Source organism: Streptomyces shenzhenensis, from assembly GCF_003688995.1.
Taxonomy (GTDB): domain Bacteria; phylum Actinomycetota; class Actinomycetes; order Streptomycetales; family Streptomycetaceae; genus Streptomyces; species Streptomyces shenzhenensis_A.
This window is the reverse complement of the sequence record NZ_PENI01000020.1, coordinates 36,602-54,343: the sequence shown is the minus strand read 5'-3', so window position 1 is coordinate 54,343 and position 17,742 is coordinate 36,602. Positions and strand designations below refer to the sequence as shown.

16 protein-coding genes are annotated in these 17,742 nt (G+C 72.0%); 7 read left to right on the top strand and 9 right to left on the bottom strand.

The window, feature by feature from the left end; translation table 11 throughout:
* Positions 1 to 99: 99 nt before the first annotated feature.
* The 4 genes from CTZ28_RS27540 to miaA all read right to left on the bottom strand — a co-directional run bounded on the left by CTZ28_RS27540 (position 100) and on the right by miaA (position 5,220).
* Positions 100 to 2,367, bottom strand: coding sequence for a RelA/SpoT family protein (locus tag CTZ28_RS27540; protein WP_121892408.1), 2,268 nt, complete (start codon positions 2,365 to 2,367; stop codon positions 100 to 102).
* Positions 2,368 to 2,650: 283 nt separating this feature from the next.
* Positions 2,651 to 3,520, bottom strand: coding sequence for a diaminopimelate epimerase (gene dapF / locus CTZ28_RS27535; RefSeq protein ID WP_121892407.1), 870 nt, complete (start codon positions 3,518 to 3,520; stop codon positions 2,651 to 2,653).
* Positions 3,521 to 3,666: 146 nt separating this feature from the next.
* Complete coding sequence (locus tag CTZ28_RS27530) at positions 3,667 to 4,173, bottom strand: hypothetical protein (RefSeq protein ID WP_121892406.1); 507 nt, start codon at positions 4,171 to 4,173, stop codon at positions 3,667 to 3,669.
* Positions 4,174 to 4,281: 108 nt separating this feature from the next.
* Positions 4,282 to 5,220, bottom strand: coding sequence for a tRNA (adenosine(37)-N6)-dimethylallyltransferase MiaA (gene miaA, locus CTZ28_RS27525; RefSeq protein WP_121892405.1), 939 nt, complete (start codon positions 5,218 to 5,220; stop codon positions 4,282 to 4,284).
* Positions 5,221 to 5,506: 286 nt separating this feature from the next.
* Here miaA and CTZ28_RS27520 point away from each other — a divergent pair, with 286 nt between their 5' ends.
* Complete coding sequence (locus tag CTZ28_RS27520; protein ID WP_121892404.1) at positions 5,507 to 5,833, top strand: antitoxin; 327 nt, start codon at positions 5,507 to 5,509, stop codon at positions 5,831 to 5,833.
* Between the two features lie 157 nt (positions 5,834 to 5,990).
* Here CTZ28_RS27520 and CTZ28_RS27515 read toward each other — a convergent pair whose 3' ends face one another.
* The 3 genes from CTZ28_RS27515 to CTZ28_RS27505 all read right to left on the bottom strand — a co-directional run bounded on the left by CTZ28_RS27515 (position 5,991) and on the right by CTZ28_RS27505 (position 8,729).
* Positions 5,991 to 6,704 carry a class III extradiol dioxygenase subunit B-like domain-containing protein gene (locus tag CTZ28_RS27515; protein WP_121892403.1) on the bottom strand — a complete coding sequence of 238 codons (714 nt, stop codon included), beginning with the start codon at positions 6,702 to 6,704 and terminating at the stop codon, positions 5,991 to 5,993.
* Positions 6,705 to 6,719: 15 nt separating this feature from the next.
* On the bottom strand, positions 6,720 to 8,246 hold the full coding sequence (miaB, locus tag CTZ28_RS27510; RefSeq protein WP_121892402.1) for a tRNA (N6-isopentenyl adenosine(37)-C2)-methylthiotransferase MiaB: 1,527 nt from the start codon (positions 8,244 to 8,246) through the stop codon (positions 6,720 to 6,722).
* Positions 8,247 to 8,324: 78 nt separating this feature from the next.
* Positions 8,325 to 8,729 carry a pyrophosphohydrolase domain-containing protein gene (locus tag CTZ28_RS27505; RefSeq protein ID WP_121892401.1) on the bottom strand — a complete coding sequence of 135 codons (405 nt, stop codon included), beginning with the start codon at positions 8,727 to 8,729 and terminating at the stop codon, positions 8,325 to 8,327.
* A 332-nt stretch (positions 8,730 to 9,061) separates the two neighbouring features.
* Here CTZ28_RS27505 and CTZ28_RS27500 point away from each other — a divergent pair, with 332 nt between their 5' ends.
* A complete protein-coding gene (locus tag CTZ28_RS27500) occupies positions 9,062 to 10,060 on the top strand; it encodes a TAXI family TRAP transporter solute-binding subunit (protein ID WP_121892400.1) in 999 nt (332 codons plus the stop codon).
* Here CTZ28_RS27500 and CTZ28_RS27495 read toward each other — a convergent pair.
* Both CTZ28_RS27495 and CTZ28_RS27490 read right to left on the bottom strand, forming a co-directional pair.
* On the bottom strand, positions 10,050 to 11,474 hold the full coding sequence (locus CTZ28_RS27495) for a sensor histidine kinase (RefSeq protein ID WP_121892399.1): 1,425 nt from the start codon (positions 11,472 to 11,474) through the stop codon (positions 10,050 to 10,052). The two genes, CTZ28_RS27500 and CTZ28_RS27495, sit on opposite strands and share 11 nt — an antisense overlap.
* 9 nt (positions 11,475 to 11,483) lie before the next feature.
* Entirely contained in the window at positions 11,484 to 12,170 is a 687-nt protein-coding gene (locus CTZ28_RS27490) for a response regulator transcription factor (protein ID WP_121892398.1), read from the bottom strand.
* 315 nt (positions 12,171 to 12,485) lie between these two features.
* Here CTZ28_RS27490 and CTZ28_RS27485 point away from each other — a divergent pair, with 315 nt between their 5' ends.
* From CTZ28_RS27485 to CTZ28_RS27465, 5 genes are all read left to right on the top strand, one after another.
* Positions 12,486 to 13,262: an amino acid ABC transporter ATP-binding protein gene (locus CTZ28_RS27485; protein WP_121892397.1), complete on the top strand. Its 777-nt coding sequence runs from the start codon at positions 12,486 to 12,488 to the stop codon at positions 13,260 to 13,262.
* 78 nt (positions 13,263 to 13,340) lie between these two features.
* Positions 13,341 to 14,180, top strand: a complete 840-nt coding sequence (locus tag CTZ28_RS27480; RefSeq protein WP_121892487.1) for a glutamate ABC transporter substrate-binding protein — start codon at positions 13,341 to 13,343, stop codon at positions 14,178 to 14,180.
* 74 nt (positions 14,181 to 14,254) lie between these two features.
* On the top strand, positions 14,255 to 14,920 hold the full coding sequence (locus CTZ28_RS27475) for an amino acid ABC transporter permease (RefSeq protein WP_121892396.1): 666 nt from the start codon (positions 14,255 to 14,257) through the stop codon (positions 14,918 to 14,920).
* On the top strand, positions 14,917 to 15,819 hold the full coding sequence (locus CTZ28_RS27470) for an amino acid ABC transporter permease (RefSeq protein WP_121892395.1): 903 nt from the start codon (positions 14,917 to 14,919) through the stop codon (positions 15,817 to 15,819). Before CTZ28_RS27475 ends, CTZ28_RS27470 begins: the two co-directional genes overlap by 4 nt.
* A gap of 268 nt (positions 15,820 to 16,087) precedes the next feature.
* Positions 16,088 to 17,701, top strand: coding sequence for an FAD-dependent monooxygenase (locus tag CTZ28_RS27465; RefSeq protein WP_121892394.1), 1,614 nt, complete (start codon positions 16,088 to 16,090; stop codon positions 17,699 to 17,701).
* Positions 17,702 to 17,742 lie beyond the last annotated feature (41 nt).

The window sequence follows — 17,742 nt, the reverse complement described above, 5'->3', positions numbered from 1 at the left end:
CCATTCAGGAGGCCCAGGGCCAGTGCTGAGGAACGCCCGGGAGGCCAAGGTCCGGTGCCGGGCCCCACTCGGGGCGCATGGCCTCGTGCCGGGCGCCGCTCAGGAGTCCGCGGCCTCGTGTTGTGCGCGGCTCACGTCGTACACGCCGGGCACATTGCGCATGGCCCGCATCAGGGCGAGGAGGCGGGTCGCGTCGGGGAGTTGGAGGGTGTACGTGTGGCGGACCCGCTGCTGGCTGGGCGGTTCGACGATGGCGGAGACGATCTCGGCGCCCTCCAGGGCGATCGCCTCGGTGAGATCGGCGAGCAGATGGGGCCGCCCGAACGATTCCGCGACGAGCGTGACCCGGCAGGCGGAGCTGTCCCCCCAGCGCACATCGACCTCCGCGCGCCCCCCGCGCTTCATGCGCGCCACCGCGGCGCACCGCACGCGGTGCACGGTCACGACACCGCCGCGCACGGAGAAACCGGTGATCTCGTCGGGAGGCACGGGCGTACAGCATCCGGCGAGGCGTACGACGGCGCCCGGACGCTCGACGACGAGGTCGGCGCCCGCGCGCCCGGTGCCGCCGTCGGAGGTCGTGCGGGCGGCGGCCGCGGGCGCGGCCGGGTCGCTCACGCCCGGGTCGCTCACGGCCGTGCGGGTCCGCGGGCCGGGAGCGGCCCCGGCGGCGCTCTCGATGTCGTCGAGGCGCTCGCCGAACCGCGCGCGCTCCCCCGCCGGTCCCTCCACGGGATCCTCCGCCAGTCCCGCTGCCGGTCCCTCCGCCGGATCCTCCGGATGCGCCGCGAGCCACCGCTGGATGGCGATGCGCGCCGCCGGTGTGTGGGCGTGCTCCAGCCACTCCCGCGACGGCTCGGAGGCCAGGTCCTGGCCCATGAGGAGCTGGACGGAGTCGCCGTCCCTCAGGACCGTGCTGAGGGTGGCCAGGCGGCCGTTGACGCGGGCCCCGATGCAGGCGTGCGCGTCCTCGCCGTACTGGGCGTAGGCGGCGTCCACGCAGGTGGCGCCCTCGGGCAGCCCCAGCGTGCCGCCGTCGGGCCGGAAGACGGTGATCTCGCGGTCCTGGGCGAGGTCCTCGCGCAGCGTCGACCAGAAGGTGTCGGGGTCGGGGGCGCCCCGCTGCCATTCGAGGAGCCGGGAGAGCCAGCCGGGGCGGGTCGGGTCGGCGCGCTCGCCGTCGGCCGTCGACGCGTGCTCGTCCGTGGGCGGGGCGTAGGGGTTGCCGAGGGCGACCACGCCCGCCTCGGCGACACGGTGCATCTGGTGGGTGCGGATGAGGACTTCGACGACCTGGCGGTCCGCGCGGGCGACGGCGGTGTGCAGCGACTGGTACAGGTTGAACTTGGGTACGGCGATGAAGTCCTTGAACTCCGAGACGACGGGCGTCATGCAGGTGTGCAGCTCGCCCAGGACGCCGTAGCAGTCCGCGTCCTCGTTGACCAGCACGAGCAGTCGCCCGAAGTCGGCGCCGCGCAGCCGTCCGCGCTTGCGGGCCACGCGGTGCACGGAGACGAAGTGCCGTGAACGGATGAGGACTTCGGCCTGGATGCCGGCGTCGCGCAGGACCGTGCGGGCCTCGTCGGCGATCTCGGTGAGGGGGTCGTCGGGGCGGGCCGCGTTGGCGGCGATCAACTGCCGCGTGTGCGCGTACTCCTCGGGGTGGAGGATGGCGAAGACCAGGTCCTCCAGCTCGGTCTTGAGTGCCTGGACGCCCAGCCGTTCGGCGAGCGGGATCAGGACGTCGCGGGTCACCTTCGCGATCCGGGCCTGTTTCTCGGGGCGCATCACGCCGAGGGTGCGCATGTTGTGCAGCCGGTCGGCGAGCTTGATCGACATCACCCGGACGTCGTTGCCGGTGGCGACGAGCATCTTGCGGAAGGTCTCGGGCTCGGCAGCGGCGCCGTAGTCGACCTTCTCCAGCTTGGTGACCCCGTCGACGAGGTAGCGGACCTCCTCGCCGAACTGGTCCCGCACCTGGTCCAGCGTCACATCGGTGTCCTCGACGGTGTCGTGGAGCAGGGAGGCCGTCAACGTCGTCGTCTCGGCCCCGAGTTCGGCGAGGATCAGGGTCACGGCGAGCGGATGCGTGATGTACGGCTCGCCGCTCTTGCGCATCTGGCCGCGGTGCGAGGACTCCGCCAGGACATAGGCGCGGCGCAGCGGTTCGAGGTCGGCGTCGGGGTGGTGGGCGCGGTGGGCTTCGACGACGTGGCCGATGGCGTCGGGCAGCCGGTCACGGGCGGCCGGGCCGAGCAGCGCGGCCCGGCCGAGCCGGCGCAGGTCGATCCGGGGACGGGCCTTCCTGCGGGGCGCTGTAGGGGCTACAGGACCAGGGGTCGCGGGGTTCGTGGCCTCCGCACTCATGGGCACCTCCGGCTCGTGGACCGGCGGACGGAGCCCCAGGGCATACGCGGCTCAGGGATGGCGACGTTCCCCCGTCCGTGCCGGTGCTTGATGCTATCGAGCCCATCACGCCCGACTGACCCGCTCTCGCCGAGCGTGAAACGGATCACCCATTCGAGCGACGATCTGAAGGTTTACGGTTTTGCGCCAGGCGCTCCGCGGTCGGCCGTGGTTTCGAACCGGCGCGGACCCGGATACCCACGGATCCATGTGTCCAGGGCGGCCGGGGCCGCGATTCGCGTGGTCAGCGGGCCGCGTTTTCCAGCCAGTCGGCCTCGAACTCGCCCTCGGCCACGATCACCGCGGGGCCGGTCATCTCGATCTCACCGTCCGGCCGCTCGGTGATCACGAGGCGCCCGCCGGGCACGTCCACGGTGTAGGTCGCCGGGGCTCCGGTGACGGCCGGGTCGGTGCCGTCGCGGCGGGCGGCGGCCACGGCGACGGCGCACGCGCCCGTGCCGCACGAGCGGGTCTCGCCGGCGCCGCGCTCGTGCACCCGCAGGGCGACGTGCCGGGGGCCGCGGTCGACGACGAACTCGATGTTGACCCCGTCGGGGTAGGCGGCGGCCGGGCTGAACGGGGGCTGGGCGAGCAGGTCGCCCGCGTGCGCGAGGTCGTCGACGAAGGCGACGGCGTGCGGGTTGCCCATGTTCACGTTCCGCGCGGGCCAGCTGCGCTCGCCGACGCTCACCGTCACGGCGCCCTCGGGCAGGCGCGCGCTGCCCATGCCGACCGTGACGTCACCGTCCTTGGCGATGTGCACGGTCTTCACGCCCGCGCGCGTGGCGATCGCGAGGTCGCCTCCGTCCACATGTCCGGCGTGCTGGAGGTAGCGGGCGAACACCCGGACTCCGTTGCCGCACATCTCGGCGACCGAACCGTCGCCGTTGCGGTAGTCCATGAACCACTCCGCTCGGGACGCCATCCCCGCGGCCTCGGGGTGCGCGGCGGAGCGCACCACGTGCAGCACGCCGTCGCCGCCGATGCCGGCGCGGCGGTCGCACAGGGCGGCGACGGCGGCCGGGGTGAGGTCCAGGGCGTTCTCCGGGTCGGGGACGATCACGAAGTCGTTCTCGGTGCCGTGACCCTTGAGGAAGGCGATCCGCGTGCTCATTCCTCGATCGTACGGGGTCGCTACGACATCCCCGCGGGGCCGGTGACCGGTGCGACGGTTCCGCACCCCGCTGCCCGCTCCGGCCCGTCGGCGTGGCCGGGCGGCGGACGCGGCCGGGCGGCCTTCGGTGACCGGCGCGGCCCGGCTCAGTGACGCAGTCGGGCCACGCGCCACACGGCGAGGACCGCGACCACGGCCACGATCAGGACGTAGGCCAGGACGACCCGCCAGTCGGGGCGGCGTCCGGAGCCCCGCGGGGGCAGCCCCGGCAGGGTGTGGCCGACGCGGCGGGCGGCCATCATGCCCCAGCCCGCGGAGCAGGAGCAGATCAGCAGGCCGAGCATCGCGATCACCGCGCCGCTGTCGCCGAAGTCGAAGGCGAGCGGGAAGGCGAACATCAGGGAGCCGACCGCGGCCAGCGCCACGATGGGGGCGAGCTGCCAGATGCGCAGCCGGCGCTGCGGGCGCAGCTCGACCTCGACCTCAGGCCCGCCGGCGAACATCTCCTCGGGCTCGGGGCCGTCGGCGGTCACGCCGCCCGGCGTCTCGTCGGGTCCGTCGGGGCTCAGGCGGTCCTCGCCCTGCTCCGCTTCGCCGCCGTCGGCGGTGACGTGCTCGGTGCCTTGTGCGGTGTCGCGAGGGCCGGCCTCCATCGCCACGCGCCCTCCCAACTCGGACTCCACTTGGTCGATCGAAGCTCGATGATGGCATGGCGCCGGAGGCCCCGATGACCGGCGGCGCATCCCGATGCCATCACGTGATCAGGCTGTGACCGGTCGTTCGAGCAACGCCAGTGCGAGGCGCGGAAGTTCCTGACGGTCCGCCTCGGCCCCACTCAACCAGTGCACCCGCGGGTCACGCCTGAACCATGAATCCTGGCGGCGCGCGAAGCGTTTGGTGGCGCGTACGGTCTCCGACCGCGCCTCCTGTTCGGTGCAGTCACCGGACAGCGCCGCGAGGACCTGCTGGTAGCCGAGCGCGCGCGACGCCGTACGCCCCTCGCGCAGGCCCCGCGCCTCCAGGGCGCGCACCTCGGCCACGAGGCCCGCCTCCCACATGCGGTCGACGCGGTGCGCGATGCGCTCGTCGAGTTCGGGGCGGGCCACGTCGACGCCGATCTGGACGGTGTCGTACACCGAGTCGTGGCCGGGAAGGTTGGCGGTGAAGGGGCGGCCGGTGATCTCGATCACTTCCAGGGCGCGGACGATACGGCGGCCGTTGCTGGGCAGGATCGCGCGGGCGGCCTCGGGGTCGGCGGCGGCGAGGCGCGCGTGCAGCGCTCCGGAGCCACGCAGCGCGAGTTCGTCCTCCAGCCGGTTCCTGACCTCGGGGTCGGTGCCGGGGAACTCCAGGTTGTCCACCGCGCCGCGGACGTACAGGCCGGAGCCGCCGACCAGGATCGGCCAGCGTCCCTCGGCGAGCAGTGCCTCGATCCGGGCGCGGGCCAGTCTCTGGTACTCGGCGACGGAGGCGGTGACCGTGACGTCCCAGATGTCCAGCAGGTGGTGCGGGACGCCGCCGCGCTCCTCGGGTGTCAGCTTGGCGGTACCGATGTCCATGCCTCGGTAGAGCTGCATGGAGTCGGCGTTGATCACCTCGCCGCCGAGCCGCTGGGCGAGGAAGACGCCCAGGTCTGATTTGCCCGCGGCGGTGGGTCCGACGACGGCGATGACTCGGGGGGTGGAGGGTGCACTGCTCACCGCATCAGTCTCCCAAACCCCGCGGCCACGCCTCGAACGGGTTGTGCGACGGTCTGTGCACGGCCCGCCCGGGAGGCTGCACGGCCCGCCCGGGAGGCCGGGGGTCACGCCCGGGAGGCATTCGGTCACGCGGGATCGCGCCCGCGCGGGTACCGTATGGAACGGATGTGGGCACTTCGGCCCGCCTTCTCGCGACTCGGCACAGGGGCCGCGGCGAGGGAGCCGCGGGGGCGGCGGGGGGCGGTGCGGGTGCCCGCAGGCAACCGTCCCGCAAGGAAGGTGGACCATGGGTCTTTTCGACAATGTGAAGGCCAAGCTGGGCCCGGCCAAGGACAAGGTGTCCGACCTCGCGCAGCAGCACGGGGGCAAGATCCAGGACGGCATCGACAAGGCCGCCAAGGTGGTCGACGAGAAGACCAAGGGCAAGTACAGCGACAAGATCCACGCGGGCACCGACAAGGCCAAGGGCGCCATGGACCGGCTCGCGCACAAGGGCGGTTCCGAGACGGACGGCGGCCCGAGCGGAACCGCGGGAACCACGGGGACAACGGAAACGAAGGGGACGACGGGCACGGCAGACACGCCGCCGGAGACGCCTCCGCCGTCCTCCTGATCACGCGGGTCCGCGTCCGGGACGCGGACCCGCCGGCCGTGGACCCAGGACGCCCCGCCCGGGAGACCGGACCCCCGCGGACCGGGAACCGGGCCGCCTCTGGCCGTGAAATCGGGTCGCCGCGGACCGGGTAACCGGGCCGCCGCGGGCCCCGGTCCTAGGACCAGGCAGCCACCAGGTACCCCACGCCGTAGGGGGCGTCGTCGTAGAGCAGTGCGCCCGTCAGGTCCGCGCCCTCGGCGGCGCCCGCGAGGATCTGCCAGGGCACGCGGCCCGACGCCTTCAGCTCCCGCGCCAGCTCGGCGTCCAGTGCCGTGAGTGCCGCCAGGTCCGCCGCCCCCAGCGCACGCGCGACCTCCGCGTCGAACGGTGCCGCCCGCTCGTCCAGATAGCCCGGCGCCTTGAGCGTGCGGCACGCGCTGGCGTCGCCCATCACCAGCAGTGCCGTCCGCCCGGCCCGCGCAGCGATGTCCCTTCCCGCTTCGATACACCGCTCGGGGGCCAGCGGTTCCCCCACGCCGAGCCCCTCGATCGGCGCGCCCGCCCAGCCGGCCCGCTCCAGCAGCCAGGCGGCGACGGCGAGCGACGGCGGCAGCGCCCGCTCGGCGTCCGCGTCGCCGCCCGGCCCCAGCCGGACGTCGAGATCCACGCCGAAGCCGCGGAAGGAGCCCCGGGCGCCCTGTGGGTGGGCGCCGCGCCCGTCCGGCCCGGCGGGTCCGACGACCACCAGGCGCTCGGGGCGGGCGGCGGCGAGCACGCCGAGCGCGTCCGCGCACGCGGCACGCGCGACGTCCAGTTCCGCCGCGGCACCCGCCGCGACCGCGGGCACGAGGAGCGGAGGACAGGGGCAGACTGCGGCGGCGACAAGCATGATCGGCAGCGTACGTCAGTCGCAGCCGCAGGCACCCGTGGCGGCCGGCAGGGGCTCCGGTACACCGATCCGGGGCAGCCCCAGCATGACGCCCGCCGGCTTGGCCGACTCGGCCTGGGTCCGCTTCTCCCAGGCGTCACCCGCGCGCGTGCGGCGCACGGCGAGGGCAGGTCCCTCGGCGAGGAGGTGGTGCGGGGCGGCGTACGTCACCTCGACGGTGACCACGTCGCCGGGGCGCACCGGCTGCTCGGGCTTGGTGAAGTGGACCAGGCGGTTGTCGGGGGCGCGGCCGGAGAGGCGGTGCGTCGCGCCGTCCTTGCGGCCCTCGCCCTCCGCGACCATCAGCTCCAGAGTGCGACCGACCTGCTTCTTGTTCTCCTCCCAGGAGATCTCCTCCTGGAGGGCGACCAGCCGCTCGTAGCGCGCCTGGACGACCTCCTTGGGGATCTGGTCGTCCATGGTGGCCGCCGGGGTGCCGGGGCGCTTGGAGTACTGGAAGGTGAACGCCTGCGCGAAGCGCGCCTCCCGGACGACGTGGAGGGTCTGCTCGAAGTCCTCCTCCGTCTCCCCGGGGAAGCCCACGATGATGTCGGTGGTGATCGCCGCGTGCGGGATCGCGGCGCGCACCTTCTCGATGATGCCGAGGTAACGCTCCTGCCGGTAGGAGCGGCGCATCGCCTTCAGGACGGTGTCCGAGCCGGACTGGAGGGGCATGTGCAGCTGCGGCATGGCGTTCGGCGTCTCGGCCATGGCGGCGATCACGTCGTCGGTGAAGTCGCGGGGGTGCGGCGAGGTGAAGCGCACCCGCTCCAGACCCTCGACGGCGCCGCAGGCTCGCAGCAGCTTGCTGAACGCCTCACGGTCGCCGATGTCGGAGCCGTAGGCGTTGACGTTCTGGCCGAGCAGCGTGATCTCGGAGACGCCCTCGGCGACCAGGGCCTCGACCTCGGCGAGGATGTCGCCGAGGCGACGGTCCTTCTCCTTGCCGCGCAGCGCGGGCACGATGCAGAAGGTGCAGGTGTTGTTGCAGCCGACGGAGATCGACACCCAGGCCGCGTACGCGCTCTCGCGCCGGGTCGGCAGCGTCGAGGGGAACGCCTCCAGGGACTCGGCGATCTCGACCTGGGCCTCCTCCTGCACGCGGGCGCGCTCCAGCAGGACGGGCAGCTTGCCGATGTTGTGCGTGCCGAAGACGACGTCCACCCAGGGCGCCTTCTTCACGATCGTGTCCCGGTCCTTCTGGGCCAGGCAGCCGCCGACCGCGATCTGCATGCCGGGGCGCCGGGCCTTCTGTGGCGCGAGCCGGCCGAGGTTGCCGTACAGCCGGTTGTCGGCGTTCTCGCGCACGGCGCATGTGTTGAAGACGACGACGTCCGCGTCGCCGTCGGACCCCTCGGGGGCGCGTACGTAACCGGCTTCTTCGAGCAGCCCGGACAATCGCTCGGAGTCGTGAACGTTCATCTGGCACCCGTAGGTCCGGATTTCGTAGCTCTTAGATCCTCGAACGTCCACTGCGGGGCTCCGGTCGCTGCTGCTGGTCATTCCTCAAGGGTAGGCGCTCCCGGGAAGGCCCCTGCCGCCATGCCCCGGGAGGCCGGGCCCGGCACGGCGGGGGCGCCGTCAGGCGCCGCCCGGGAGCCAGCCCTGGCGGCGCAGGACCGCGGACACGTCCGGCGCCTCGTAGTGCTCGCCCTTGAGCACCTTGCCGTCGGACCGGCGGGCGACCTGGCCGTCGGGTCCCAGCTTGCTCATGTTGGAGCGGTGCACCTCGGCCAGCACCGCGTCGAGGTCGATCCCGTGGACCAGCGCGGTGCCGTACGCCACATAGACCACGTCGGCCAGTTCGTGCGCGAGCCGGTCGAGGGGGCCGGCCACCGAGACCTCGGCCACCTCCGCGGCCTCCTCGGCGAGCAGCTCCCCGCGGTGCGCGGCCAGTTCGGGGGACACCTCGGCCGGTGTGCTGCGGGCGTCGAGGCCGAGGGCCAGATGGAACTCACGGACGAGGTGGGCGGGCGTGGAGGTCATACGGCGACTGTAACGGCCACCTGTGACAACGCCCGCGGCCTGCCGACCGGGCCGTGACATCGCCCGCGACCTGCCCGACCGGGCGGGTGGCATCGCCCGCGCCCCCGGTATCACCGGGCGGTGGCAGCGCCCGCGCCCCGGCCTGACCGCGACGCCCGACGTGCCCCGCCCGACGTGGCCACAGCACCGAACACGCGCCGCCCTGCCCGGGCATGACATCAGCCGCGCCCCGCCCGACCCGGCTGTGGCCGCCGTCACCCCGCCCGGCCCCGGTCTCGCTCACCACCGCCCGCCCTGGTCAGGACCGTGGCCGGGCTGGCAGGATCGCGCGCATGTCCAAGGTGTTCCCCCGTATCGGCAAGCGCCGGGCGTTGCAGGGCGCGGCCGTCGGTGTCGTCGCCCTCGCCCTGTTGGCGTGGTGGCTGCTGCCCCTGGGCGAGCACCCGCCGACCGGGACGATCGTCTTCAGCACCGGGACCCAGCGCGGGGTGTACCAGGAGTACGGCGAGCGGCTGCGCACCGAACTCGACAAGGACATGCCGGGGTTGGAGGTGAAGCTGCTGAACAGCGCCGGCTCGCAGGAGAACGTGCAGCGGGTGGCGACCGGTGAGGCCGACTTCACCATCGCGGCGGCCGACGCGGTGGAGACGTATGTGCTCGACCACCGTCCCGGCGCAGCGGACCTGCGCGGCGTGGCCCGGCTGTACGACGACTATGTGCAGCTGATCGTCCCGCGCGACTCCGAGGTGCGGACGGTCGCGGACCTGAAGCACAAGCGGGTGGCCATAGGTCCGGTCGACTCCGGGGTGCGGCTGATCGCCGACCGGGTGCTCAGGGCCGCGGGGGTCGATCCCGGCAAGGACATCACGCCCCTGGCCGACGGCATCGACACCGGGCCCGACCGGCTGAGGCGGGGCGACATCGACGCGTTCTTCTGGTCGGGCGGACTGCCCACGAAGGGGCTGTCCGAGGTGGCCCGGACCTTCGGCCTCCGGTTCGTCCCGATCGGGGCGGACCTGGTGGCCCAGTTGCGCGGCCAGGGTGACGTCACCCGCTACTACCGCACCACCAACATGCCCGAGTCCGCCTATCCGTCCGCCCAGCACGGCATGACGGTGGCGACGATCGCGGTCTCCAATCTGCTGATGACCCGCAAGGACGTGGACCCGAGGCTCACCGAGTGGCTGACCCGCACGGTGATCAAGAGCCGTGACGACATCGGCAGCCACGTCCACTCCGCGCAGCTCGTCGACCTGCGCACCGCGATCTACACCGACCCGCTGACCCTGCACGAGGGCGCGCGGCGGTACTACCGGTCGGTCAAACCGTAGGCACGCTCGACGCCACCGGCCCGTGCCTGGGCACGGTCACCGTCACCGTCAGGCCGCGCGGCGCGTGGTGCCCGTACGCGATCGAGCCGCGGCCCGCCGCGAGCAGGGCCCGGGTGATGGACAGGCCCAGGCCGGAGCCCTTGATGTTCTGGTGCCGGCCGCTGCGCCAGAACCGGTCGCCGATGCGGGCCAGTTCCTCGTCGGACAGGCCGGGCCCGGTGTCCGTGACCACCACCGTCGAGGCGTCGCCGTTGGAGGCGACGGCCACCTCCACGGTGCCGTCCTCGGGCGTGAACTTCACCGCGTTGTCGATCACGGCGTCGAGAGCGCTGGACAGCGTGATCGGGTCGGCCCAGGCGGTGGTGGGCGGGCAGTCTCCGACCAGCCGGACGCCCTTGGCCGCGGCGGCCGGCGCCCAGGCCGCCACCCGCTCCGCCGCGACCTGACCGATGTCGGTCAGTCGCAGGTCCGCCTCGGCGTGCTCGGCCAGGGCCAGGTCCAGCAGGTCGTCCAGGACCTCGGCGAGCCGTCTGCCCTCGGTCTGGACGGAGGCGATCTCCTCGTTGCCCTCGGGCAGTTCGAGCGCGAGCAGTTCGATGCGCAGCAGCAGCGCGGAGAGCGGGTTGCGCAACTGGTGCGAGGCGTCCGCGACGAAGGCGCGCTGCTGCTCCAGCACGCTCTCGACGTTGTCCGCCATCTCGTTGAACGAACGGGCCAGCCTGCGCAGTTCCGGCGGGCCGCCGGCCTCCGCCACCCGCGACTTCAGGCGTCCGGTCGCGATGTCGTGGGTGGTGGCGTCCAGGACGCGCACGGGCCGCAGCACCCAACCGGTCAGCCGGAGGGCGGCGCCGACGGCGAGCAGCATCGCGGCGATCTCACCGGCGCCGACGAGCAGCCAGCCGCGCAGCGTCCGCGAACGCATCGCCCCGGTCGGCGAGTCGGTGACCACCACGGCGGCCACGTCACCGTCGCGGATCACCGGCGACGCCACGACGAGCCGGCTGCGCTGCCAGGGCCACACCTGCTCCGGGTCGTGGCTGCGCCGGCTGAGCAGCGCCTCCTCGAAGGCGTCGCGCACCTCGCCCTCCTCGGGCAGCAGCCAGTCACCGGGCGCGTTCGCCATCGGCGAGGCGTTGCGGTAGAAGACGCCCGCGCGGATGCCGTAGACCTCGTAGTAGCTGGTGAGTTCGCGGCGCAGGGTCTCCTTGCGCTCGTCCTCGGTCGAGCGGCGCGCCCCGACGGGCGCGTCGGTGACGAACTGGGCCAGCGCGGCGAACCGGGCCGTGTCGTCGATCCGGTCGACGACCACGGTCTGCTGCTCGGCCGCCGCGCTGCTGACGGCGAGCGGGACGCCGAGCGCGAGCAGCACGGCCGCCATCAGGACGATGAGCAGCGGAAGGAGACGTGTGCGCACCCGTGCCCGCTAGGCGCCCGGGGCGACGAGCCGGTAGCCCACGCCGCGTACGGTCTCGATCAGTGCGGGCATGCGCAGTTTGGCGCGCAGGGAGGCGACGTGCACCTCCAGCGTGCGCCCCGTGCCCTCCCAACTGGTGCGCCAGACCTCGCTGATGATCTGTTCCCGGCGGAACACCACGCCCGGCCGCTGGGCGAGCAGCGCGAGCAGGTCGAACTCCTTGCGGGTCAGCTGGATCACCGTGCCGTCCACCGTGACCTGACGGGTGGGCAGTTCGATGTGCACGGCGCCGAGCCGCAGCGCACTGTCGCCGCTGGTCACGGCGTCCTCGTGGGCGGTGCGCCGGCTGACGGCGTGGATCCGGGCGAGCAGTTCCCCGGTGTCGTACGGCTTCACCACGTAGTCGTCGGCGCCGAGGTTGAGGCCGTGGATGCGGGAGCGGACGTCGGAGCGCGCGGTGACCATGATCACCGGGGTGCCGGTGCGCTTGCGGATCTTGCCGCACACCTCGTAGCCGTCCTGGTCGGGCAGGCCCAGGTCGAGCAGGACCACGCCGAAGCCGGGGCCTTCGGGGACGAGCGCCTGGAGCGCCTCCTCGCCGCTGCGCGCGTGCGTGACGTCGAAGCCGTGCCGTGCCAGGATCGCGGACAGTGCCGCCGCGACGTGGTTGTCGTCCTCGACGAGCAGCAGTCTCATCCCCGCCCCCTCCGGTTCAGCGTTCGTACCGTCGCGGTTCGCAATCGGCCATTAGGAAGGTGCCCGCGCACAAAAAGGTTGCCCCCGCGCGCGTGCACCATGGCAGTGACGCCGATGGATAAGGACGGCGTCAAGAGGGTTCTGGTTACCCACCGCATCCGTTACGCGGCCGATACGTGACCAGGTCGCCACTGCTACGACACGTGTCCGATTGCTATCGGATCGTGATGCTCAGATTCCCCTCAGATGTGATGACGCTTGTCGCATGGGCTCACTACTGTCCTCCGAAACCGAGGAGGACGGAGCCTGAGAGCGATGACCGAAGTATCGGTGGCCAAGGAAGACGTGGCCGCGACCGGCGATCTGGTCGTCCTGAAGAGCGTCAACAAGCACTTCGGCGCGTTGCACGTGCTCCAGGACATCGATCTGACGATCGCTCGCGGCGAGGTCGTCGTGGTCATCGGACCCTCCGGGTCCGGTAAATCGACCCTGTGCCGCACCATCAACCGCCTGGAGAGCATTGATTCGGGCGCCATCACGATCGACGGCAAGCCGCTGCCCGACGAGGGCAGGGAACTGGCCCGGCTGCGGGCGGACGTCGGGATGGTGTTCCAGTCCTTCAATCTCTTCGCGCACAAGACCGTGCTCGAGAACGTGATGCTGGGGCAGGTCAAGGTCCGCAAGGCGGACAAGAAGCAGGCCGAGGAGAAGGCCCGGGCGCTGCTCGACCGGGTCGGCGTGGGCACCCAGGCCGACAAGTACCCCGCGCAGCTCTCCGGCGGGCAGCAGCAGCGCGTGGCCATCGCACGGGCCCTGGCGATGGACCCGAAGGTGATGCTCTTCGACGAGCCGACCTCCGCCCTCGACCCCGAGATGATCAACGAGGTCCTGGAGGTCATGCAGCAACTCGCCCGCGACGGCATGACCATGATCGTCGTCACCCATGAGATGGGCTTCGCGCGCTCGGCCGCGAACCGCGTGGTCTTCATGGCGGACGGCCGCATCGTCGAACAGTCCGCACCGGACCAGTTCTTCAGCAACCCGCGCAGCGACCGGGCCAAGGACTTCCTGTCGAAGATCCTGCACCACTGACGGCGCCTCACCCGCATCCCGGACGACCCGGGCACCCGCATCGACGCCCGCTTCCTCACCACACGAAGGATGTTCACCATGAAGCTCCGCAAGGTCACCGCAGCCTCGGCCGCCGTGCTCGCCCTCTCCCTGGCTGCCACCGCGTGCGGTTCCGACGACAAGAAGGACGACAGCGGTTCCTCCGGCGGCAGCAAGAAGATCACCATCGGCATCAAGTTCGACCAGCCCGGCATCGGCCAGAAGACCCCGCAGGGCTACACGGGCTTCGACGTCGACGTGGCCACGTACGTCGCCGGGAAGCTCGGCTACAGCGAGGACCAGATCGAGTGGAAGGAGTCGAAGAGCGCCGACCGCGAGACGATGCTCAAGCGCGGTGACGTCGACTTCATCGCCGCCTCCTACTCGATCACCCCGGAGCGCGAGCAGCTGGTCGACTTCGCCGGCCCGTACCTGCTGGCCCACCAGGACGTGCTGATCCGCGCGGACGACAACAGCATCAAGGCGCCCGCGGACCTCAACAGCAAGAAGCTGTGTTCGGTGACCGGTTCGACCTCGGCGCAGAACGTCAAGGACAAGCTGGCCCCCAAGGCCCAGCTCCAGGAGTACCCGACGTACTCCGCCTGTCTGACCGGTCTCCAGAACGCGGCCATCGACGCGCTCACCACGGACGACTCGATCCTCGCCGGCTACGCCGCGCAGTCCCAGTTCAAGGGCAAGTTCAAGCTCGCCGGCCTCAAGATGACCAACGAGAACTACGGCATCGGGGTCAAGAAGGGCAGCGACCTCAAGGACAAGATCAACAAGGCCCTCGAGGAGATGGTCTCCGACGGTTCCTGGCAGAAGGTCGTGGACAGCAACTTCGGTCCGGCCAACTACAAGAACGAGCCCGCCCCGAAGATCGGTGACATCAAGAGCTGAGGCAGCGCCCGACTGGTGCGCCGACCTCGCGGCGGCGCACCAGGGCATCCCTACACGCGGAAGCGCGGGAGATCGTGTTCGACTTTCTTGAGGGTTACGACCTGCTGGGCGCCTTCTGGACGACGGTGCAGCTGACGCTGCTGTCGGCCGTGGGCTCCCTGATCTGGGGCACCCTGCTGGCCGCCATGCGGGTGGGCCCGGTGCCGCTGATGCGCGGTTTCGCAACCGCCTACGTGAACATCGTGCGGAACATCCCGCTCACGGTGATCATCCTGTTCAGTTCGCTCGGCCTGTACTCGACGCTGAACATCACCATGGGTTCGGAGGTCGTCAAGACGAGCAACTTCCGGCTGGCCGTGCTCGGCCTGATGCTGTACACGGCCGCCTTCGTGTGCGAGGCGCTGCGGTCCGGCATCAACACGGTGCCGGTCGGGCAGGCCGAGGCGGCTCGGGCGCTCGGCCTCAACTTCACCCAGGTGCTGGGCCTGGTGGTGCTGCCGCAGGCCTTCCGGGCGGCCGTCGGCCCGCTGACGAACGTCCTGATCGCGCTGACCAAGAACACCACGGTGGCGGCCGCGATCGGCGTGGCGGAGGCCGCGTACCTGATGAAGGAAATGGTCGAGAACGAGGCGCAGCTGGTACTGATCTCAGCCATCATCGCCGTCGGCTTCTGCTGTCTGACGCTGCCGACCGGTCTGTTCCTCGGCTGGGTGGCCAAGAAGGTGGCGGTGAAACGATGAGTTCGGTCCTCTACGATGCCCAGGGCCCGCACGCCAAGCGGCGCAACGTCCTGTACACGGCGGTCTTCACCGTCGCCGCGGTCGCCGTCCTGTGGTGGGTGTTCAGCACCCTCGCCGACAAGGACCAACTGGCCTGGGAGAAGTGGAAGCCCTTCCTGGGCGGCACCGAGGCCTACACGGCCTACATCTGGCCCGGTCTGGAGAACACGCTCAAGGCCGCGGCACTCTCCATGATCATCGCGCTGCCGCTGGGCGCGGTCCTCGGCATCGCCCGGCTCTCGGACCACGCGTGGGTGCGCGTCCCGGCCTCGGTCGTGGTCGAGTTCTTCCGGGCGATCCCGGTCCTGGTCCTGATGATCTTCGGGATGGCCTGGTACTCCGAGTACACCGACATCAGCTCGGACAGCCGTCCGCTGTACGCGGTCGTCACCGGCCTCGTGCTGTACAACGCGTCCGTCCTGGCCGAGATCGTCCGGGCCGGCATCCTGTCCCTGCCGCGGGGTCAGTCCGAGGCCGCGATGGCGATCGGTCTGCGCAAGAACCAGACGATGCGGCTGGTTCTGCTGCCGCAGGCGGTCACCGCGATGCTCCCGGCGATCGTCAGCCAGCTCGTGGTGATCGTGAAGGACACGGCGCTCGGCGGCGCGGTCATGACCTTCCCCGAACTGCTCGCCTCGGCCAACACGATGAGCGCCTACTACGGGGCCAACACGATCGCCTCCTTCACCGTGGTGGCCGTGATCTTCGTGGCGATCAACTTCTCGCTCACGTCCTTCGCCGGCTGGCTGGAGCGACGGTTGCGGCAGGGCAAGAAGTCCACCGGTGCGGTGCTCGGCGTGGACGCGGTCGCCGAACTGGCCGCCCCGGGCGAGCACGAAGAGGTGACGAAGGTCGGGTGAGGCCCGCGGGCCCATGAGCACGACGGGCCGGCGGGCACCGCGTTCTTGACGAGCCTCATGTGTCCGAATGTGTCCGATGAGCCTGATGAGCCGATGATCTGACGAGGCGACAACTCCCCGGGGGCAGTGGCATGATCGCCACTGCCCCCGGTCACTTGACGCAAACACCGCCAATGGGTTGCATACGTTCTGTGATCGTGCACCCTGCTTCACCTTCCTGTTCACACGCGTCCGTCCAGGCACAGCTGCGGGCAGGGGGCGCCACGCCGTGGACCCGGTGATCATCGTCGGAGCGGGGCCCGTCGGGCTCACGCTCGCCCTGGCGCTGGCCCGCCAGGACGTGCCGTCCGTCGTCCTGGACGAGGGTCCCGGCACGGACGAACCCCGCGCCGCACGCACCGTCGTGCTGCGCGAGGACACCGCCGCACTCGTGACCCGGCTCACCGGCGTCCCACTCACCGAGCGGGGACTGCGCTGGGCCGGATGGCGGTCGCTGCGGCGCAAGCAGGTGATGGGCGAGATCGAGTTCGACGACGAGGAGCCCGGCCCGCTGCACATCGCGCAGCACGTGCTGACCGGCACCCTGCGCGCCGCGCTCGCCGACGAGCCACTGACCAGGCTGGTCGTGGACAGCCGTCTCGACACGATCGAGCAGGAACGCTCCGGCGTCACCGCCCACACCCGGGGCCCGGACGGCACCTGGTGGCGCGGCAGCTATCTCGTCGGGTGCGACGGACCCCGCTCCACCGTGCGCAAGCTCCAGGACATCCGCTTCCCCGGCCGTACGGCGGTGGAGCGGCATGCCGTCGCCGCGCTGCGCGTCGAACTGCCCCGGCCCGACTGGGCGTTGCTGCACCGGCTGCCGCCGTGGCGGGCGTCCGGGCCGTTCGCCGGGGAGGTGACCGCCCGCCCCCTGCCGGACGGCGTGTGGCGCCTGGACTGGCTGCTGCCGGCGGGCAAGGACCTGATCACGCCCGAGCTCCTGGTGGCCCGGGTCCGCGAGACCCTGGCCGGCTGGACGGGCGGCACCACACCCCCGTACGAACTCCTCGACACCGGCGTCCACACGGTCCACCACCGGCTCGCCCGGCGGTGGCGCGTGGGGCGGGTGTTCCTCGCCGGGGATGCCGCTCATCTGCTCGGCGCGCTCGGCACCCAGGGGCTCGACGAGGGGCTCAGGGACGCCGACAACCTCGCCTGGAAGCTGGCGCCGGCCTGGCACCAGGGCCCGCGCGAGGCGCTGCTCGACTCCTACCAGACGGAGCGGCGCGCCGTGGTCGCCGCGCGGCTGCGCGCCGCCGACCAGGCACTTCCGGTGCTGCGCGGCGGCGGCGGGCTGCGCACCTACGTCCCCGGCTCCGCCCGCGGACACGACACGCTGCTCACGGACGGTCATCTGGGACGGGGGCAGCTCGGCGCCCCGGGGATGTACGCCGACTCGCCGCTCGCGCCCGGCCCCCTCGACGCGGAGGTCCCGGTCGGCACGCCACCGGGCGCGCAGGTCAGCGACGTGCGGGTCACGGCGGAGGACGGCAGCTTCGTCCGGCTGCGGGACCGTCTCGGCCGCGGGGCGCTGCTGGCCGTCCTGATCGCGCCGGGCACGGGCGTGTGGGACCGCAAGCACTGGGTGACCGCCGGGATCATGCCCCGTCTGGCGGCGGCGGTGACCGCACTGCCGCATCCGGCCGAACTGCTGGTCGCCGAGGCATACCCGGGAGCACCCGCGCACACCGTGCTGCTCGTCCGCCCCGACGGGCACCTGGTCACCGCGCTGGGCGGCGTCCGTCCGGCCGACCTGTACACGGCCGCGGCGGCCGCGCTGGGCGGCGCGGCCGAGGAGGAGACCGAGGCGGCGGCAGGGGCGGGCTCCGGCGCGCGCTGACCCTTCCCCGCCCCGTGGCCCGGTCCACATTCCGACGACGA